Source organism: Psychrobacillus sp. FSL K6-1267 (assembly GCF_038003265.1).
Lineage (GTDB): Bacteria > Bacillota > Bacilli > Bacillales_A > Planococcaceae > Psychrobacillus > Psychrobacillus faecigallinarum.
Genome location: NZ_JBBOOR010000001.1, coordinates 2586545 through 2604138, shown reverse-complemented (window position 1 = coordinate 2604138; position 17594 = coordinate 2586545). Strand labels below are relative to the sequence as shown.

Genomic DNA, 17594 nt, shown 5'->3' with positions numbered 1-17594 from the left:
TCTTTAAAACAATTTAATATTCACTATTCAAACAGTGAAGATAGAGGTGCGAATTGCAATAGTACTAATCAAGAGGATGAAAGATCCATTGAGGGATTAGGAAAGGGTTGTTCGCCGAAATATAGAAGAGCTTTTCCTTTTCTATGTTGGTTCTGTATTTAAGAGATGCAGGATTGTCAGAATATATATTCTGGAGGGCTATCTCACATGGGCAATTGTTTTTTGACCGTGTATGAGAAGAGTTAGCTTTCCGCAATCTTGTGGAAAGCTTTTTTTATTGTATCCCGACAGAGACAAAAGGGGAGATAGGTTAATGAGTAAAATTGTTATGAAATTTGGCGGAACTTCTGTAGGCACTCTCGACAAAATAGCGAATGTCGCAAAAAGGATTCAAAACGAAAAAGAAAAAGGCCACGATATTGTAGTAGTTGTTTCTGCAATGGGCAAAACAACTGATGATTTAAATTTGTTGGCAAGTAAAATCACCGATAGTCCTGTAAAAAGAGAGATGGATATGTTGTTGTCAACAGGTGAACAAGTGACGATGTCCTTGCTTGCAATACAATTGAACACACTTGACGTGGAAGCCCTATCTCTCACAGGTTGGCAAGCAGGCATCCAAACAGACGATGTACATAGAAATGCGAAGATCAGTCAACTAGATGGCAACAAGATAAATGAATATCTTGAAGGAAACAAAGTAGTAATTGTCGCAGGATTTCAAGGGATTTCTTTGACGGGGGAAATCACTACCTTAGGAAGAGGAGGATCAGATACTACTGCCGTTGCTGTTGCAGCTGCGATAGATGCAGAAATATGTGATATTTACACAGACGTAGATGGCATCTATACTTCAGATCCTCGTTATGTACTAGATGCTAGAAAACTAGAGCAGTTGGAATATGATGAGATGTTAGAGTTAGCCAATTTAGGCGCTGGAGTGTTGCACCCCCGAGCAGTGGAGTTTGCTAAAAACTATAAAATACCACTTAGAGTACGATCAAGCTATGAAGAAACAGAAGGAACAATTTTAAAGGAGGAAGTAGATGTGGAAAATAATTTAGTAGTACGTGGGGTAGCGTTTGAATCAGATATAGTACGTTTGACTATAGAGTATGAAGTGCCTTTTAATGGTTCGCTAGCTTCCATTTTCACTACACTTGCTAATAATAATATAGACGTAGACATTATTGTTCAATCAATCGTTGAGGGAATGAAGCCTACAGTTTCGTTCTCTATCAAAAAGGAATCACTCTCAGAAGCAATTGAGGTTTTAGAAACAAATAAAAAAACTTTAGGTTTTACTTTTGCTGATTTTGAGGTTGGCCTAGCTAAAGTATCGATAGTAGGATCAGGAATGGTATCTAATCCAGGTGTTGCGGCCCAAATGTTTGACCGTCTTAGTAAGGAGAACATACCTGTCAAAATGGTAAGCACCTCAGAGATTAAAGTTTCTGTAGTAGTCCCCCAGGGTAATATGATCCAAGCTGCTAATGCCCTGCATAATGAATTTGAATTGGCTATCAGCCGATAATTCTATATTTAAAGAGGATTGTCGTTTTACCTACAATCCTCTTTTTTGTATACATGCTGTTTTATCGCGAACTCTTTAAATCCCATTTTATATGAAAAGTGACCATTCCAGTTTTTTTGACAAGCTCATCATAGCACTCGGTCTCATAGCCGCCAATTTTTTGCTGCTGCTCCGCAAGAAAACCTGCCTCTAGTCTATGACTTCTGCTAATCCCACTTTGAGGCAAATTAAAGGTTTCTAATATGTAATGAGCCGAATCCTTTGAAGTCTTTTCTAATTCAAGCTTTCCCCAACCAGCTTCTTGGAAGAAAGAGATGGCTTCTTCCATTGAATAGAGAGGAAATTTACGAGCGAGGTCTTTACCTGCCCAGTATAAAATATCTTTTTCATGTTTTCCGAGAATAGAAGCAAGCACGTGATCTCTTATTATTTCGTATCCAAAGGAAGTTACATGTGAATGTTCTTTTTCATTCAAGCAGCAACCCTTCTTTCTAAAAGAAAATGTAAATAAAAAACTATGAATCTATTTTAACATAAAATTTTTCTCGGGGATGGAATACTTTGTGAAAAGTTAATCTAATCATTATAGGGAAATGTGTCTGAAAGATGAATAAAATAAAGAAACATACCTTGACGCTCCAAAATGATGAGAGTACAATGGATATGTCATAAATTCGTAACAAGAAGGTGTGAACATGTGATGATTTATTGTTCTATTACAATAATTTAATCATCGCTAATTGGAAATCTGAGGGGGGTTACTGTTTTGTCGAAAGATCGCGAATTTTACATGCGTCGATTACATTCTTTACTAGGGATTATTCCAGTTGGATTATTTTTGACGCAACATTTAGTAGTTAACCATTTTGCTACAAGAGGAGAAGAGGCTTTTAACAAAGCTACTCATTTTATGGAAAGCCTTCCATTTGTGCTATTGCTGGAAATTTTCGTAATTTATATTCCTTTATTATTCCATGCATTTTATGGTATCTATATTGCATTTACTGTTAAGTACAATCCAAATAGATATGGCACATTAAGAAACTGGTTATTTATTTTACAACGATTCACAGGTATTTTCCTAGTGGTATTTATTGCATGGCACATTTTTGAAACACGTTTCCAAAAAGCAATTGGTGCAAAAGAAGTTAACTTCAATATGATGAATGAAATCTTATCGAATCCTTGGATGTTAGCGTTTTATATTGTTGGGGTAGTTTCAGCTACATTCCACTTAGCTAACGGTATTTGGTCATTCCTTATAAGCTGGGGAATTACACAATCACCAAAATCTCAAAGAATTTCAACTTATGTAACATTAGTAATCTTCTTAGCGTTATCTGTAGTTGGTGTACAAGCACTTTTAGCATTCGTATAAGACCCTTCTACACCTAAGCTACTATAAATTTAAGGAGTGAAATAGCATGGCAAAAAGTAAACTTATTGTTGTCGGCGGTGGATTAGCTGGCTTAATGGCAACAATGAAAGCTGCTGAAGAAGGCACACAAGTAGATCTATTCTCATTAGTTCCTGTTAAACGCTCACACTCTGTTTGTGCTCAAGGCGGTATTAACGGAGCTGTAAATACAAAAGGTGAAGGGGATTCACCTGCAGTGCATTTAGATGACACTGTATATGGTGGAGACTTTTTAGCAAACCAACCCCCAGTTAAGGCAATGGCTGATGCCGCTCCAGGAATCATCCATTTATTTGACCGTATGGGTGTTATGTTCAACCGTACTCCAGAGGGCTTATTGGACTTCCGTCGTTTTGGAGGAACTTTAATGCACCGTACAGCATTTGCTGGTGCAACAACTGGTCAACAATTACTTTATGCGCTTGATGAGCAAGTTCGTCGTTATGAAGTAGAAGGATTAGTAACGAAGTACGAAGGCTGGGAATTCCTGGGTATTATAAAAGACCATGAAGGTACTTGTCGCGGTATTAAAGCGCAAAACCTTAACTCATCTGAAATCCGTGCTTTCCGTGGAGATGCAGTAATCATGGCAACAGGTGGACCTGGGATCATCTTCGGTAAAACAACTAACTCTATTATTAATACAGGCTCTGCAGCAAGTATCGTATATCAACAAGGAGCTTACTATGCAAACGGGGAATTCATTCAAATTCACCCAACTGCAATCCCTGGAGATGATAAACTACGTCTGATGTCAGAATCAGCTCGTGGTGAGGGTGGACGTATTTGGACATACAAAGACGGCAAACCATGGTACTTCCTAGAAGAGAAATATCCTGCATATGGTAACCTAGTACCACGTGATATTGCGACTCGTGAAATCTTTGATGTTTGTGTAAACCAAAAATTAGGTATTAATGGTGAAAACATGGTTTATCTAGATCTTTCACATAAGGACCCACATGAATTAGACGTTAAACTTGGTGGAATTATTGAAATCTATGAGAAATTTACTGGGGACGATCCTCGTAAAGTTCCTATGAAAATTTTCCCAGCAGTTCACTATTCAATGGGTGGATTATGGGTAGATTACGATCAAATGACTAACATTCCTGGTCTATTCGCTGCTGGTGAATGTGACTATTCTCAACATGGAGCTAACCGTTTAGGAGCTAACTCATTACTTTCTGCTGTATTTGGAGGAAGCGTAGCTGGCCCTAATGCAGTTAAATACATGAAAGGCCTTGCAACTCATGCAGAAGACTTGGATGCTTCAATTTATGAAAATGAAGTAAAACTTGAGCAAGAGAAGTGGGATCAAACACTAGCTATGAAAGGTACAGAAAACGCTTACCTAATTCATAAAGAACTAGGCGAGTGGATGACCGATAACGTAACAGTAGTACGTTATAATGACAAGCTAGAAGAAACTGATAAGAAAATCCAAGAGTTAATGGAAAGATACGAAAATATTAACATGGATGATACGCAACGTTGGTCTAACCAAGGTGCCTCATTTACGCGTCAATTGAAAAATATGTTATACTTAGCACGTGTTATCACGTTAGGAGCACTTCAACGTAATGAAAGCCGTGGAGCACATTACAAACCTGATTTCCCAGAACGTAATGACGAAGAATTCATGAAAACTACTATGGCTAAGTTTGATCCAGCTACAGGGGCTCCAATCATTCATTATGAAGAAATTGATGTATCACTTGTTGCTCCTCGTAAACGTGATTACTCATCAACGAAAGGAGCAAACTAATTATGGTGACGGCAACTGAAACCAAAAAAGTTCAAATAGAAGTATACCGTCAAGATACTCCTGAATCTGATCCCTACTGGGAAAAATTCGAAGTTAATTGGCGTCCAAATATGAACGTAATTTCCGCTTTAATGGAAATTCGTCAAAGACCAGTGAACACAGATGGTAAAGCTACTACTCCAGTAACTTGGGACATGAACTGCTTAGAGGAAGTTTGTGGAGCATGTTCTATGGTTATTAACGGTCGTCCACGTCAATCTTGTTCAACACTTATTGACCAATTGACTCAACCGATCAAATTAGCACCTATGAGTACTTTCCCTGTTGTACGTGACCTTCAAGTAGATAGAAGCCGCATGTTCGATGCTTTGAAAAAAGTAAAAGCATGGGTTCCAATTGATGGTTCTTATGACCTTGGAGAGGGTCCACGTATGCCTGAACGTAAACGTCAATGGGCTTACGAATTATCTAAGTGTATGACTTGTGGTGTATGTTTAGAGGCTTGTCCAAACGTAAATGATAATGCTTCATTTATCGGGCCAGCACCACTATCACAAGTTCGCTTGTTCAATGCTCATCCAACTGGAGCTATGAATAAGGACGAGCGTTTGAATGCAATTATGGGAGACGGAGGCCTTGCAAACTGTGGTAACGCACAAAACTGTGTTGTTGCTTGTCCAAAAGGTATTCCACTTACAACTTCTATTGCTGCATTGAACCGTGATACTACAGTTCAAATGTTCAAAAACTTCTTCGGAAGCGACAATATGGTTGACTAATATAGATAGAAAAAGCCTAGAATTTAAGATTCTAGGCTTTTTCTTATGGGGAAAATCTTAGATTACCGTGAGTAATGAGCGGCGAGTTGTTTATGACCGGATAGAAAAATTTATGACCGTTCGCGAAATTTTATAACCGGATAGTACTATTTATGATTGGAGTAGCTAAATAGCTGTAACATTTTAAAATTTTTATTCTAAGCATTAGTTAGATTTTTAATTTTCTGATATAATTAAATGAATGGCTATTCATTTAATGGATATAGGCTAACTATTTTATAAAGGGGATTATAAGATGAGAGCAGCATACATAGAAAACTTAGAAGCATGGGAAAAGGAATTTTCATTTTACTCAGAGGTGAGTGTACGTTTTTCAGAAACGGATATGTACGGACATTTAAATAACACGGTTACCTTTGCATACTTCGAATACGCGCGTATTGAATACTTCAAAAATATAATGCTTATGAATGACTGGCTAAATCCTAAAGGCGATAAGATCCCAGTTGTAGCCGATTTACAATGCGATTACCAGAAGCAAGTCTTTTTTGATGAGAAGCTTCGGATCTATGTAAAAGCTAATTCCATTGGGGGATCATCAGTTGATATCCATTACATGGCAAAGAATGTAAAAGGGGAAATCGTATTCACAGGTAGAGGCTCTATCGTCCAAATTGATAAAAGAACTGGAAAAGCTGCAAAATGGACGGAAGAGGAAAGAGAAGTTTTTCAAAAGAGTATCAGCTAGCCGTCACCTACCATCCCCTTGCTACATACGTTAGTAGGAGAGTGGATAGGGGGCTATGGCATTGTACGATGGTAATCAGCAACGATCAATATTGACGAGCAGAGAGCGTCAAATATTTCAGTTATTAGTAGAAGATAATTCTACAAAAGACATTTCAATTCAGCTGTCTATTAGTGAAAAAACAGTTCGCAACCATATATCTAATACGATACAAAAATTAGGTGTATCAGGTAGATCACAAGCAATTGTTGAACTATTAAGACTTGGAGAATTATCATTGAATTGATTTGAATCCTTGCCATTTTCCTCAGAACAAGTCACAATAATAAGTAGGACGGATTGTTTTGAGGAGTGAAGTTATTAATGGCAGAAGAAAAAAATCAAGTTGAGTTAAATCACGAAGATGTTGCTTTTTTAGAAAAAGAGCTTCGGCATATATCAGGGATTATCAAACAGAGAGGGCGACAAATCCTTAATTCTTATACGATAACGCCTCCCCAATTTGTGGCACTTCAATGGCTTTTTGAAATTGGAGACATGACAATCGGGGATTTATCTAATAAAATGTATTTAGCTTTTAGTACCACAACGGATTTAATTGACCGTATGGAGAAGAGCGAATTGGTCCAGCGAGTAAGAGACGAGCAAGATCGTCGTGTCGTACGGATACATTTATTAAAAGAAGGCGAACGAATCATCGAAGAAGTAATTGACAAACGACAGCAGTATTTAAAAGACGTGCTAAAACAATTTGATCAAGACGAAGCAACAGCATTATCAACTTTATTAGCAAAATTACATCAAGAGATGAAAAAGAACTGAGGAATTGACGTGAAAGCCCCAATCGGTGTGATAGACTCTGGTGTGGGAGGTTTGACAGTTGCAAAAGAAATTATGCGACTACTTCCCAACGAAGAAATTATTTATATAGGTGATACAGCTAGATGTCCTTATGGACCTAGAACTGGCAGTGAAGTTCGTAAATTCACATGGCAAATGGCAATTGCCTTGTCTAAAATGAATATAAAAATGCTCGTGATAGCATGTAATACTGCGACAGCAGTGGCTCTTAATTCGCTAAGTAAAAAAATGCCATTTCCTGTAATTGGCGTTATTTTCCCAGGTGCAAGAGCAGCTATTAAGGCAACTAAAAAAAACGAAATCGTAGTCTTAGGTACAAGCGGTACTATTAAAAGTGGGGCGTATGAAGAGGCGATTGCTGCCTTAAATACATCAAGTAAGGTAATTCCCCTTGCTTGCCCTACTTTTGTGCCAATTGTAGAAAGTAATGAATATGAGGGAGATTTTGCTCACAAAATGGTTATAGAGGCTTTAGAGCCCTTAAAATCAGAGCATTTTGATACAGTAATCCTAGGTTGCACACACTATCCCTTACTACAAAAACATATCGAGAGTGTTGTTGGAAAGAACGTGCATGTTCTCTCCTCAGCCGAAGAAACTGCCCAGGATGTACTGGAGTACTTAGAGTATCATCATTTACAGAACCCTATTAAAGAAGCGAAGGAGCCGATTTTCTATACAACCGGATCTGTTCCTATCTTTAAAACAATTGTAGAAAAGTGGTTAGAAATGTCGAACGCAGATGTTAGAACAATTTCATTTAATTGACCCTGTTAGGAGAATCCTCAAATAGCGGGGTTTTCTTTTGCTCAGGTGAGAAAAAGGAGAAAAATATGATTAGATTTGATGGAAGAGAACCAAAACAGCTTAGAAATGTAACGATTGAAACAAATTATTTAATGCATCCAGAGGGCTCAGTATTGATAACGGTTGGTAATACAAAGGTAATTTGTAATGCAACAATAGAAGATCGAGTACCACCTTTTTTAAGAGGACAAGGCAAGGGCTGGATCACTGCAGAATATTCTATGCTGCCACGTGCAACAGAATCACGCACTCAGCGTGAATCATCCAAGGGGAAGGTTACAGGTCGTACAATGGAGATACAGCGTCTAATTGGACGAGCATTGCGCTCTGTAGTGGACCTTGAAGTAATAGGCGAAAAAACAATTTGGGTAGATTGTGATGTAATTCAAGCGGATGGTGGAACTAGAACTGCAAGTATAACTGGAGCATTCGTTGCTTTAACGATTGCATTAGGAAAACTCTATGAACAAAAGCAGCTGGCTAAGTTCCCGGTAGTAGAATTCTTAGCTGCAACAAGTGTAGGAATCGTCGATGAAATTGGTGTCGTTCTTGATTTGAATTATGTGGAAGACTCTTCAGCATCTGTTGATATGAATATTGTTCAAACTAGCGGCGGTGAGTACGTGGAATTACAAGGTACCGGAGAAGAAGCAACCTTCTCGAAAAAAGAACTATTAGAGCTTCTTGAATTTGGAGAAATAGGTATTCAACAATTAATGGATATCCAACGATCTGCATTAGGAGACCTTGCATCTAAAATTGGAGAGAAAGGATTGATAACCGAATGAAAAAAATTATTATTGCAACAAAAAATAAAGGAAAAGCAAAGGATTTTGAAGCATTATTCAACCCATTAGGGTATGAGGTTCTGACTTTACATGACGTTGCAGAGGACATGGATGTAGAAGAAACAGGAACTACATTTGAAGAAAATGCACTTTTAAAAGCTACTGCCTTGGCTGAACATTTACAGTCAATCGTCATTGCAGATGACAGTGGGCTGGAGGTAGACGCACTGGATGGGCGTCCAGGCATCTATTCTGCTCGTTATGCTGGGGAAGAGAAGAGCGACGAGGCAAACATTACAAAACTGCTAGAAGAGCTTAGAGACACAAAAGAATCCGAAAGAACAGCCCGCTTCGTTTGCGTGATTGCTGTAGCATCACCAACTATGGAACCTTTTACTGTTAGAGGAACATGCGAAGGTGCCATTGCTCAAGAGAGAAAAGGAAACAACGGTTTCGGATATGACCCTGTATTCTTTGTTCCATCCGAGAATAAAATGATGGCTGAGCTTTCAGCTGAAGAAAAAGGAGCAATTTCTCACCGAGGAAATGCTATCAAGCAATTACAATCCAAATTAACCGCTTTATTATAAGGTGGTGAATTTTCTTGAAAATATTAATTATGAGTGATACACATAAGGATACTGTAACGATGGAAGAGGTAATTCAAGTCCATCAAGATGAAGTACAAGCCATAATTCATTGTGGAGACAGTGAATTAGATGCCTCTTACTTTGAGGGGAAATCCATTTTCATTGTTGGAGGTAATTGTGATTACGATTCTAGCTTTCCCGAAGAGGAACTCATTACTTTGGACAATGAAAAGATTTTGGTGGTACATGGACATCGTCACCAAGTAAAATCTACAATATTGCCACTGAGTTACAGAGCGCAGGAAGTGGGCGCTACTGTAGTCTGTTTTGGCCATTCTCATATGCTAGGTGCAGAGTTACAAAACGGTATCCTGTTCGTCAATCCTGGAAGCCTACATAAGCCAAGGGGACGCAAAGAAAAAAGTTATGCTATCGTAGAAAAGAAAGAAAACCTTTGGCAAGTTCTATTCTTTTCTTCGGAACATAAACTGATTGAAAATGTTAATTTAAAAACTTCTTGAAATACCGTTGACATTTTTTTGTTATGATTATATAATAAATCTTGTCTTTCCTATCTGTGTGGTGGGGGAGTACTTGGTCTCAGTAGCTCAGCTGGATAGAGCAACGCCCTTCTAAGGCGTCGGTCGGGAGTTCGAATCTCTCCTGGGACGTAATTAATGTAATTGAATAGGTTTTAAAAATGATCAAACGCTTTAAAATGTTGTTTTACCAACATTTTAAAGCGTTTTTTCTATATATTTAACATTAGAGGATTTTATTATATTTTGAATACCAATACTACATATTTGTAACATATTCTATAGCCTCCGTCTGTATTAGAAGGGGAGTATCTAAAGATTTTTTCCTCCTTTTTAGTCATTTCTTTTAACACTAGAAAATAATAATTAAATGCGTTTCTACATCTTTATGACCAGCCTTTTCGGATACAAATTGTACAATCACTTCTCATAACAATGTAAGCAAAAAGCATAGCATTCAGGTATTGAATATCAAATTTACTAGCAGGATTGTTTAATAGTTATATAGAATTATTTGATATCATATCTTTGGAGGTGCTCACTTGTTTAAACCAATTGAAAATAGGATTGATACAATTTTTGTTCATGTGTCGGATTTAGAACGTTCAATAAAATGGTACAGTGAATTACTTGGGTTGCAAGTAAGAGAAGGGAATCATATAGGACCTGTATATACTTTAAATATGGGTGACAGACGCCCTGGAATAACCCTTGATAACCATATTTTTGAGGAAAATTATAAATTTATCCCATCAAATCAGCCACTCTTTAATCTTAGTGCTTCTGACATTAACGCAGCGTTTGCCCATGTCACTAAAATGGGTGCGGAGATAGTAACTGAAATTATTATTCATCCTGATTTAGAAGAGTTTTCCTTTAAAGATCCTGATGGCAATATCATAATGGTATGTACTTGTATCAGTTAAATACGAGCGAGTGCTTTGGTTAAGGTTATTTTAAATGTAAAGGTTTATTTATAGTAAAATTGCATGTTGACACCACCACTACATCTGATTAAATAAATTCACTTAATATGGATATTTAAGTAAAACAATGTAGATTTCATGGTGGTTTACTATTTAAACTAACGAGGCAGTTTTTGGCGAAATTTTCTTTTCATTTGTAAAAGAAATTGTAGAAGAGGATTTCCAATACTATAATGTTTTTTATTATGGAATATAATGGTAAAATTGCACTGAGTTTACCCTCAGTGCAATTTTTTTACTTATAATATTCTATACACCATGTAATAGCATAAGCAATGCTGGAAGCCACTATTGTTCCTGCAAATAAATATATAGGAAATGCAGGATGAAGATAAATGTGACTTGTGAAAAGTATCATAATTACCATTGCCGACATTACAGTCAGTGTAAAAGTAACATGAGAAGCCTTGGTTGCTTTATTGGTGATGATCAACTCCCGTTCATCAGCTTCTTGAAACTCTCCGAATTTCAAAAGGATGTCAGCCCGTTTTCTTGGTTTCAATTTTACAGACAGAATGGAGTGGAGCAACATTAACAAGATGCTGATTATAAATGGCCATAAACTAAATTTCACGTTAACTAAAAGTATTTCACCGTTTGCCAAACCCCGTTCGAATTCGTCCATTAACCAGATGTTTTCAAACGCAAATGCCACTGCATATGCAAATACGCTTATAACAATGATCTTGCTGATACTTTCAAATAAAACAATCTTCACTTGCCATCCCCCTTATAAAAGATTTTCTCAATCGGCTCCTGAAATACTTCAGATATATTCATTGCCAATAACAGCGAAGGGACATAGGTCCCTTTTTCCAGTGAGACAATGGTTTGACGTGTTACACCTACTTTTTTCGACAAGTCCTTTTGCGTAAGGTTGGATCTAGCCCTCAGTTCTTTTAATCGATTCTTGACCTCCATTTTTTCCCTCCCGCGATTCATTTCATTTCATTAAATGTAAAGTATACCGGACATAAAGTAAAGTATTTCTTACCTTGAAATGGATTTCAATTTAATTGCCAAGGTTTTCGACCACATCATTTCTGATAATTAGTAATGAACTATATATTTAGGGAATGAGTGATAAATAAATTAGTTGAGAATTTTAAAAAGGATGAGTAGTGGTGAAATTATGAAACAGGAGAGTTTTTTTTAATTAATTGACTTATCGTATACATTTGTATACAATAACATTAGTATACAAATGTATACGATTGGAGGTTCTTAAATGAAAAATGAATCCCATAGAGGTAGACGTGGTGGCCGTTGCGAAGAAGGAAATGAACAGGAAGGTAAGCATGATTTAAGAAGAGGTGCCAAAACGTTTCGACGAGGTAGAGCTCTTGCCTTTTATGAAATGATGAATACCAAATCTACTTCTTTGAAGAAACAGTTAGAAACACCTGAATTGCAATCAATTAATCCAGTTTTAGTGGGTGAATTGAAGGCGGTTGAGATGTTAATGGATGAGTTTGCACAGTTATTTGAATTAGTAGAAGTTGAAGAAAGTCAGGCGTCTGAGTCTGGTATAGAATCACAGGATTTAGAAACAAAACAGTAACATTCAAATTTAATAGTAATATATCATGGAGGGATGACAATGTTCGTACAAATTCGCAAGTGGACAGTGACAGAAGGAAATTCAGATAAGGTGCTGGAGCGTTTCAAGAAAAAACCAGATCAAGGACCTTCTTTAATAGAGCAACGTGAAGGTTTTATCAGCCGTGAGCTGTTAGTGAAAAATGTTCGTCGCGGTGAGGAAGAAGTAGTGATGATTATACGCTGGGAATCTGAAGAAGCATGGAAGGCATGGGAGAAGAGCCCGGAGCATATTGCAGGACACAAAAATAAAATTAAAGAGCATGGTGGAAAACCACCTAAGCCTGAGTATGTGATCTCTACTGAGCATAGTAATTATTCAATAGTTGAATAAAATAATAGAATGTACACGAGCAAGTTGACTAAAATCAACTTGCTCTTTATGTTTGGATTATATTATGAAATAGACAACTAAAAGAAATATAAATTTAGTACAAGATAATATATAATTTAATTTACAATATAAACCAATAAAGGGAGTGGGAGAATGGCAGATATTTTTAAAATCCCTAAAAAAATGAGGGGTTTATTTTATGCTATTATTATTTCTATTTTAATATTGCTTGTAGGTTGCTCACAAGGGAATTTAATTTCTGCTGAACCGATTGATATTGGAGTGGTGGGTGAAGTGTCACTTCCTGAATACGATAATGTCACCTACACTTCTATCAGTGTAGAAGAAATATTGACGAATGATATTATAAAGGAAACATTTCAATTACTTGTAATTGATGAGGATTATCTAGAGAGTGTATCAGAAAAAGAATATATTGATGCTTTTTATGAAAAGGAATTGACAGTCCTATTCATGAAGTCTGCTAAGGGACATATTCCTTTTATGGAGCCGGTCACACTTGATTTACCTAAAACCTATCATGATTACAATGATGGGCCAAGAAAAACAATAATAATAACAGAGTATAAAAAAGACTCTCCCCTGACTTATAAGTCTATGGACTATAGTGAAGAAACATTTATTAAAGAGGACTTTGAAAATATCTTCCGTCGTTTTTACAACGAAAATAGGTAAAGAACTTAGTTTGGTTTTTAAATTGAAGGGCGTATTCGGGATTCTATTCCGAGTACGTTCTTTTTTTTGTTAAAACATTAAGCAAAGCTGGCGTTCATTTCCATCAAGCCTGAAATCAATAGCAAAGTGAATATGTGAGGAGTTAAATTGAACATTATTTAAGTCAATTTGCTATAAAAAATTTAATTTGCAAATTTACATTTCATCCTTATAAACACTTCGAAAGTTGTCAAAACTGGTAAGTATTATAAAACGTTAGAAGGTATGAAAATGAAAAGAGTCGGACCGATTAGTATTTTGCATATTGTTGCCTTGTCAATGACCATGATTGGACTAAAAAATCATGTGACTATTCTACCGCCCATTTTAAAAATTGGAGGTAGAGATGGATGGATGTCCGTCATTATAGCAACGATTATTATATTTGGATGGATTTTTCTACTTTATTATGTTCATAAACAAATAGGTCAGCAAAAGTTAACCCAATGGTTAAAAGAAGCAATAGGTCCCAAAATGAGTACTCTATTTCGATATGTTGTAAGTATTTTCTTAATCGTATTGGCTGCAGTAACGATGCGAGAGGCAATTCAATGGATGAAAACAACATTTTTACCGACTACGTCAATTCTTGTATTATTAATAATTTATATTGTTTTGTGCATCCTATTAGCTACTACTAACATTCAAACTATTGCAATACTAAATGTTCTTGTTTTATTTGGTGTTCTAGTTTTAGGTTTTTTTGTAGCATTCGTCAATATTCAAGTGAAGGATTATTCATTATTAAGACCATTTTTAGAACATGGCTGGGAGCCCGTCTTTAAAGCAAGTGTTTATCCTGCGGCTGGATTTGTAGAATTGGTACTGCTTCTATTTTTACAGCAGCATATGAAGGAAAAGATGAAATGGTATCATTTTGCCATAATATTGTTTTTGTTAATGGGTCTAACTTTGGGACCATTACTTGGCGCTATTACAGAGTTTGGACCAACAGAGGCAGGTAAGCAAATCTATCCAGCCTATGAAGAATGGGGTTTAGTGTCAATCGGTCAGTTTATCGAGCATTTAGACTTTTTTTCAATTTATCAATGGTTGACAGGAGCATTTATTCGAGTGGGACTTCTCCTATTCATTGCTATTGAGCTGCTTAATATAAAAAAAGTTAAGCATGTATGGTTTATCATTACTCCAGTGTTCATCGCAATATGCCTAGTTTTAACCATAATAAGTGACAATTTATTTCTTAACTTTAAAGGTAATTACTTTCTAATAATAACTTTCATATTCTTTTTTATAGTATCCATTTTCTTGTTTATCGTAGCTTTATTTAATAAAAACAAAAAGAAAAAGAAGAAGAAAAAGAAAAAGAAAAAGAAAAAACGTAGGGAAGTGAGTGAAGCATAGTGAAGCCGACAGAGGAAGCACTGGATCTTCAAACATACAAACATCTATTTAAAAAGAATGCAGATGTAGATTTTCAATTGTATACTTATGGACAATTTAAAGTTCATTTTATCACTTGTGACTCTATGGTAAATCTTCAGCTTTTGAATGAAGTCATCGTCCCTCGAGTCCAAGAGACATGTGCACAGGTAGAGCAAACATCGCTTGAGAAAACAATATTAGAGAAACTTCATATTCCTGAACTAAAAATACTAAACACGAAGGAAGAGGTTATTACAAAGCTGTTTAATGGTTATTTAATACTATTTTTTGAAGATGAAAATCTTACATTTTCAAGTAATATATCAAAGAAGCCCAACCGAAATCCAGAAGAGTCTAGAATGGAAGTACTTATTAAGGGACCAAGAGATAACTTTATAGAGGATATTTCGGTTAATATTGCTTTAATAAGAAAAAGACTACCAACAAATTCCTTAAGCGTAGAAAAAATGGAAATAGGCAGAAGGTCTAAGACAACTGTCGCCATACTCTATATGGAAGACATTGCCAGCAAGGAAATACTTCAGGATATTTTAAAGCAGTTAAATGAAATTGATGTAGATATTCTCTTTGGTGGAGAGTTATTAATGGAAAGAGTGAACAAGAGATCACTTGTATTTCCGAAAAATGATTATACAGGAAGGCCAGATTTTGCAATGCAAGCGTTAGTAAGGGGAAGGTTTCTTATATTAGTAGATGGAGTTTCCTATGTTGTTATTACTCCGGTGAATTTATTTTTGCTTTTAAAGGCTGGCGAGGATATAGAATATCCAGTTGCTTTTAGTACTGCAGAAAGGCTATTGAGAATAGTAGGTCTTATGGTAGGTGTAGCCTTGCCAGCTTTTTGGTTAGCGTTAACTACTTTCCACCAGGATCAAATGCCTTTTCAATTACTGGCAACAGTAGTCCAAAATAATACAGGCCTTCCGCTCCCTTCTGCTCTAGAGATGCTTATAATGTTAATCATGTTTGAGCTTTTTAGAGAAGCGGGACTACGATTACCAAGTGTAATAGGGGGAACCATTAGCGTAGTTGGAGGTATAATAGTTGGGGACGCTGCGATTAGGGCAGGTTTGACAAGTCCGGCAATGATTGTTGTTATTGCTATATCTACCATCGCTACTTTTACACTAGTCAATCAATCCCTTGTTACTGCCGTTAGTGTTGTACGAATCATTATGATTCTTATTACATCTTTTCTTGGCTTATTTGGATTTTTTGTCTCCTTATATCTTTTACTTCTTTACTTATCAAACATTAGAATATTCGGTGTGTCTTATATGAATATTGCGACAGATCTCAGCTGGGCAACCATTAAAAAATCTTTATTTAGACCACCGGCTATTGATTATAAGGACCGTCCAAATTCACTAGATCCGCAGGATTCTACTCGATTAGGGGGAGCAGAAGATGAAAAGAAGAATTAAACAATTTTGCATTATCTGTTGCCTTCTTCCTTTATTAACAAGCTGCTGGGACGCGGATGAGCCAAACAAAATACGATATATCTATGGGGTTGGTATAGATTACAAAGATGGAAAATATGAGATATATGCTCAAATTGTAGATTTTATTAATATTGCTAAAACGGATCAACCAATTCAGGATGCTATCCAAGCGGAAGTAGGCAGGGCTAAGGGTAACACCGTAGAAGAGGCTTTCTTTGAGTTATACCAATCCATGGATTTAAAGCTTTTTTGGGGACATATGACGTATTTAGTTTTTTCGGAAGAAGCATTAAAAGAAGGGCGAGCTAATACGATCATAAACTCTTTTTTACGATACCGAGAGATTAGATACCAAACGTGGATTTATGCAACGAAAGATTCTGTAGAGGATGTATTGTTGCTCGATCCATTATTCAATAATGCATTGACCAGACTTAAGCTTGCAGATCCGATGAACTCCTATCAGCAAGAGTCTTTTATAGAACCGATAGATTTTCGAAAACTAGTTATCCGTTTAAACGAACCTAGTCACGAAGTGAACATACCATATATAAAAATAGATGACAAATGGAATTCTAATAAAGAAAAAGATAAATTGCCAAAATTTGACGGTATTGGTATTCTTACACCAAAGGATCTTAAAGGATTTGTAACAGGGGATAAAATTAATGGTCTACAATGGATGTCCAAGGAAACAAAAAGAGGTGAAATCACAGTTCCTCGGGAAGATGAATTTGTTACAATTGTAATAGATAATCTGAAAATAGATGTAGAGCCAAAAATACAAGGGGAAGAAGTAAAATTTGATATTAAACTAAATATGAACGCTTTATTAAGTGGTTTTGAAGGTACAATAACAGAGAAGGAGGTACGTTCTTTTGTTAAGAAGCAAATAAAAAAAGAAGTTGAAGAAACTTATCTAGAAGGATTAGATATAGATGTGGATATATATCGATTATCAGAATATATGTATCGAAAAGATCTAGAGGCTTGGAAAAAGGTCCAAAAGGATGGAAAAGTACCGTTAACAGAGAACTCGATTAGTAATCTTACCGTAGATGTCAATAAGGTATACTCAGGTAGAAAATCATTCAGAGAAACTGTCGAATAGATTAATGATTATTTGATTAGGTGCAGAATCTCAGCAGGGAATTTTACAATATTTTAGAGGTAGTGCGATATAGAGTAAGGATAAAGTTGAGTTCCTTTCCAATTATTTTATAAAAAAAATTGAATTCCTATTGACTTTATCCTATT

21 protein-coding genes, 1 tRNA gene and 1 riboswitch are annotated in these 17594 nt (G+C 36.2%); of the genes, 19 read left to right on the top strand and 3 right to left on the bottom strand.

The window, feature by feature from the left end; translation table 11 throughout:
* Nucleotides 1–33 precede the first annotated feature (33 nt).
* Nucleotides 34–209: riboswitch (Lysine riboswitch) on the top strand.
* A 104-nt stretch (nucleotides 210–313) separates the two neighbouring features.
* Nucleotides 314–1534, top strand: coding sequence for an aspartate kinase (locus tag MHB55_RS13255; RefSeq protein WP_154310486.1), 1221 nt, complete (start codon nucleotides 314–316; stop codon nucleotides 1532–1534).
* Nucleotides 1535–1595: 61 nt separating this feature from the next.
* Here MHB55_RS13255 and MHB55_RS13250 read toward each other — a convergent pair whose 3' ends face one another.
* Complete coding sequence (locus MHB55_RS13250) at nucleotides 1596–2009, bottom strand: YslB family protein (RefSeq protein WP_151113593.1); 414 nt, start codon at nucleotides 2007–2009, stop codon at nucleotides 1596–1598.
* 291 nt (nucleotides 2010–2300) lie between these two features.
* Between MHB55_RS13250 and MHB55_RS13245 the strand changes: the two genes are divergently transcribed.
* The 12 genes from MHB55_RS13245 (at nucleotide 2301) to MHB55_RS13190 (ending at nucleotide 10757) form a co-directional block, all read left to right on the top strand.
* Nucleotides 2301–2912, top strand: a complete 612-nt coding sequence (locus tag MHB55_RS13245) for a succinate dehydrogenase cytochrome b558 subunit (RefSeq protein ID WP_151113595.1) — start codon at nucleotides 2301–2303, stop codon at nucleotides 2910–2912.
* 46 nt (nucleotides 2913–2958) lie between these two features.
* A complete protein-coding gene (gene sdhA / locus MHB55_RS13240; protein ID WP_144535540.1) occupies nucleotides 2959–4719 on the top strand; it encodes a succinate dehydrogenase flavoprotein subunit in 1761 nt (586 codons plus the stop codon).
* A 2-nt stretch (nucleotides 4720–4721) separates the two neighbouring features.
* Nucleotides 4722–5498 carry a succinate dehydrogenase iron-sulfur subunit gene (gene sdhB, locus MHB55_RS13235; RefSeq protein WP_186318036.1) on the top strand — a complete coding sequence of 259 codons (777 nt, stop codon included), beginning with the start codon at nucleotides 4722–4724 and terminating at the stop codon, nucleotides 5496–5498.
* Between the two features lie 295 nt (nucleotides 5499–5793).
* Nucleotides 5794–6246, top strand: a complete 453-nt coding sequence (locus MHB55_RS13230) for an acyl-CoA thioesterase (RefSeq protein ID WP_144535541.1) — start codon at nucleotides 5794–5796, stop codon at nucleotides 6244–6246.
* Between the two features lie 61 nt (nucleotides 6247–6307).
* Nucleotides 6308–6532 (top strand): helix-turn-helix domain-containing protein, encoded by a 225-nt coding sequence (locus tag MHB55_RS13225; RefSeq protein WP_225215939.1) that lies wholly within the window; start codon nucleotides 6308–6310, stop codon nucleotides 6530–6532.
* A 77-nt stretch (nucleotides 6533–6609) separates the two neighbouring features.
* Nucleotides 6610–7068 (top strand): MarR family winged helix-turn-helix transcriptional regulator, encoded by a 459-nt coding sequence (locus MHB55_RS13220; RefSeq protein ID WP_144535545.1) that lies wholly within the window; start codon nucleotides 6610–6612, stop codon nucleotides 7066–7068.
* Between the two features lie 9 nt (nucleotides 7069–7077).
* Nucleotides 7078–7875: a glutamate racemase gene (racE, locus tag MHB55_RS13215; RefSeq protein WP_144535547.1), complete on the top strand. Its 798-nt coding sequence runs from the start codon at nucleotides 7078–7080 to the stop codon at nucleotides 7873–7875.
* 65 nt (nucleotides 7876–7940) lie between these two features.
* Complete coding sequence (gene rph, locus MHB55_RS13210; RefSeq protein ID WP_151113597.1) at nucleotides 7941–8702, top strand: ribonuclease PH; 762 nt, start codon at nucleotides 7941–7943, stop codon at nucleotides 8700–8702.
* The gene (locus tag MHB55_RS13205; RefSeq protein ID WP_144535551.1) at nucleotides 8699–9292 is read left to right on the top strand and encodes an XTP/dITP diphosphatase; all 594 of its coding nucleotides are present in this window, start codon (nucleotides 8699–8701) and stop codon (nucleotides 9290–9292) included. The genes rph and MHB55_RS13205 overlap by 4 nt, the downstream gene beginning before the upstream one ends.
* Nucleotides 9293–9306: 14 nt before the next feature.
* The gene (locus MHB55_RS13200; RefSeq protein WP_144535552.1) at nucleotides 9307–9813 is read left to right on the top strand and encodes a metallophosphoesterase family protein; all 507 of its coding nucleotides are present in this window, start codon (nucleotides 9307–9309) and stop codon (nucleotides 9811–9813) included.
* Between the two features lie 76 nt (nucleotides 9814–9889).
* Nucleotides 9890–9963, top strand: a tRNA-Arg gene (locus MHB55_RS13195).
* Nucleotides 9964–10373: 410 nt separating this feature from the next.
* Complete coding sequence (locus tag MHB55_RS13190) at nucleotides 10374–10757, top strand: VOC family protein (RefSeq protein ID WP_144535553.1); 384 nt, start codon at nucleotides 10374–10376, stop codon at nucleotides 10755–10757.
* Nucleotides 10758–11052: 295 nt separating this feature from the next.
* On the opposite strand, the gene MHB55_RS13185 is transcribed toward MHB55_RS13190, so the two are convergent.
* Entirely contained in the window at nucleotides 11053–11535 is a 483-nt protein-coding gene (locus MHB55_RS13185) for a hypothetical protein (protein WP_144535555.1), read from the bottom strand.
* Nucleotides 11532–11738: a helix-turn-helix transcriptional regulator gene (locus tag MHB55_RS13180; protein WP_340844577.1), complete on the bottom strand. Its 207-nt coding sequence runs from the start codon at nucleotides 11736–11738 to the stop codon at nucleotides 11532–11534. Before MHB55_RS13180 ends, MHB55_RS13185 begins: the two co-directional genes overlap by 4 nt.
* Nucleotides 11739–12045: 307 nt before the next feature.
* Between MHB55_RS13180 and MHB55_RS13175 the strand changes: the two genes are divergently transcribed.
* From MHB55_RS13175 to MHB55_RS13150, 6 genes are all read left to right on the top strand, one after another.
* On the top strand, nucleotides 12046–12378 hold the full coding sequence (locus MHB55_RS13175; protein ID WP_340844576.1) for a hypothetical protein: 333 nt from the start codon (nucleotides 12046–12048) through the stop codon (nucleotides 12376–12378).
* Nucleotides 12379–12417: 39 nt separating this feature from the next.
* Nucleotides 12418–12750 carry an antibiotic biosynthesis monooxygenase family protein gene (locus MHB55_RS13170; RefSeq protein WP_340844575.1) on the top strand — a complete coding sequence of 111 codons (333 nt, stop codon included), beginning with the start codon at nucleotides 12418–12420 and terminating at the stop codon, nucleotides 12748–12750.
* A gap of 153 nt (nucleotides 12751–12903) precedes the next feature.
* Nucleotides 12904–13446 (top strand): hypothetical protein, encoded by a 543-nt coding sequence (locus MHB55_RS13165; RefSeq protein WP_340863418.1) that lies wholly within the window; start codon nucleotides 12904–12906, stop codon nucleotides 13444–13446.
* A gap of 270 nt (nucleotides 13447–13716) precedes the next feature.
* Entirely contained in the window at nucleotides 13717–14850 is a 1134-nt protein-coding gene (locus MHB55_RS13160; RefSeq protein ID WP_340844573.1) for an endospore germination permease, read from the top strand.
* Nucleotides 14850–16316: a spore germination protein gene (locus MHB55_RS13155; RefSeq protein ID WP_340863417.1), complete on the top strand. Its 1467-nt coding sequence runs from the start codon at nucleotides 14850–14852 to the stop codon at nucleotides 16314–16316. The genes MHB55_RS13160 and MHB55_RS13155 overlap by 1 nt, the downstream gene beginning before the upstream one ends.
* On the top strand, nucleotides 16300–17448 hold the full coding sequence (locus tag MHB55_RS13150) for a Ger(x)C family spore germination protein (RefSeq protein WP_144535569.1): 1149 nt from the start codon (nucleotides 16300–16302) through the stop codon (nucleotides 17446–17448). The genes MHB55_RS13155 and MHB55_RS13150 overlap by 17 nt, the downstream gene beginning before the upstream one ends.
* Nucleotides 17449–17594 lie beyond the last annotated feature (146 nt).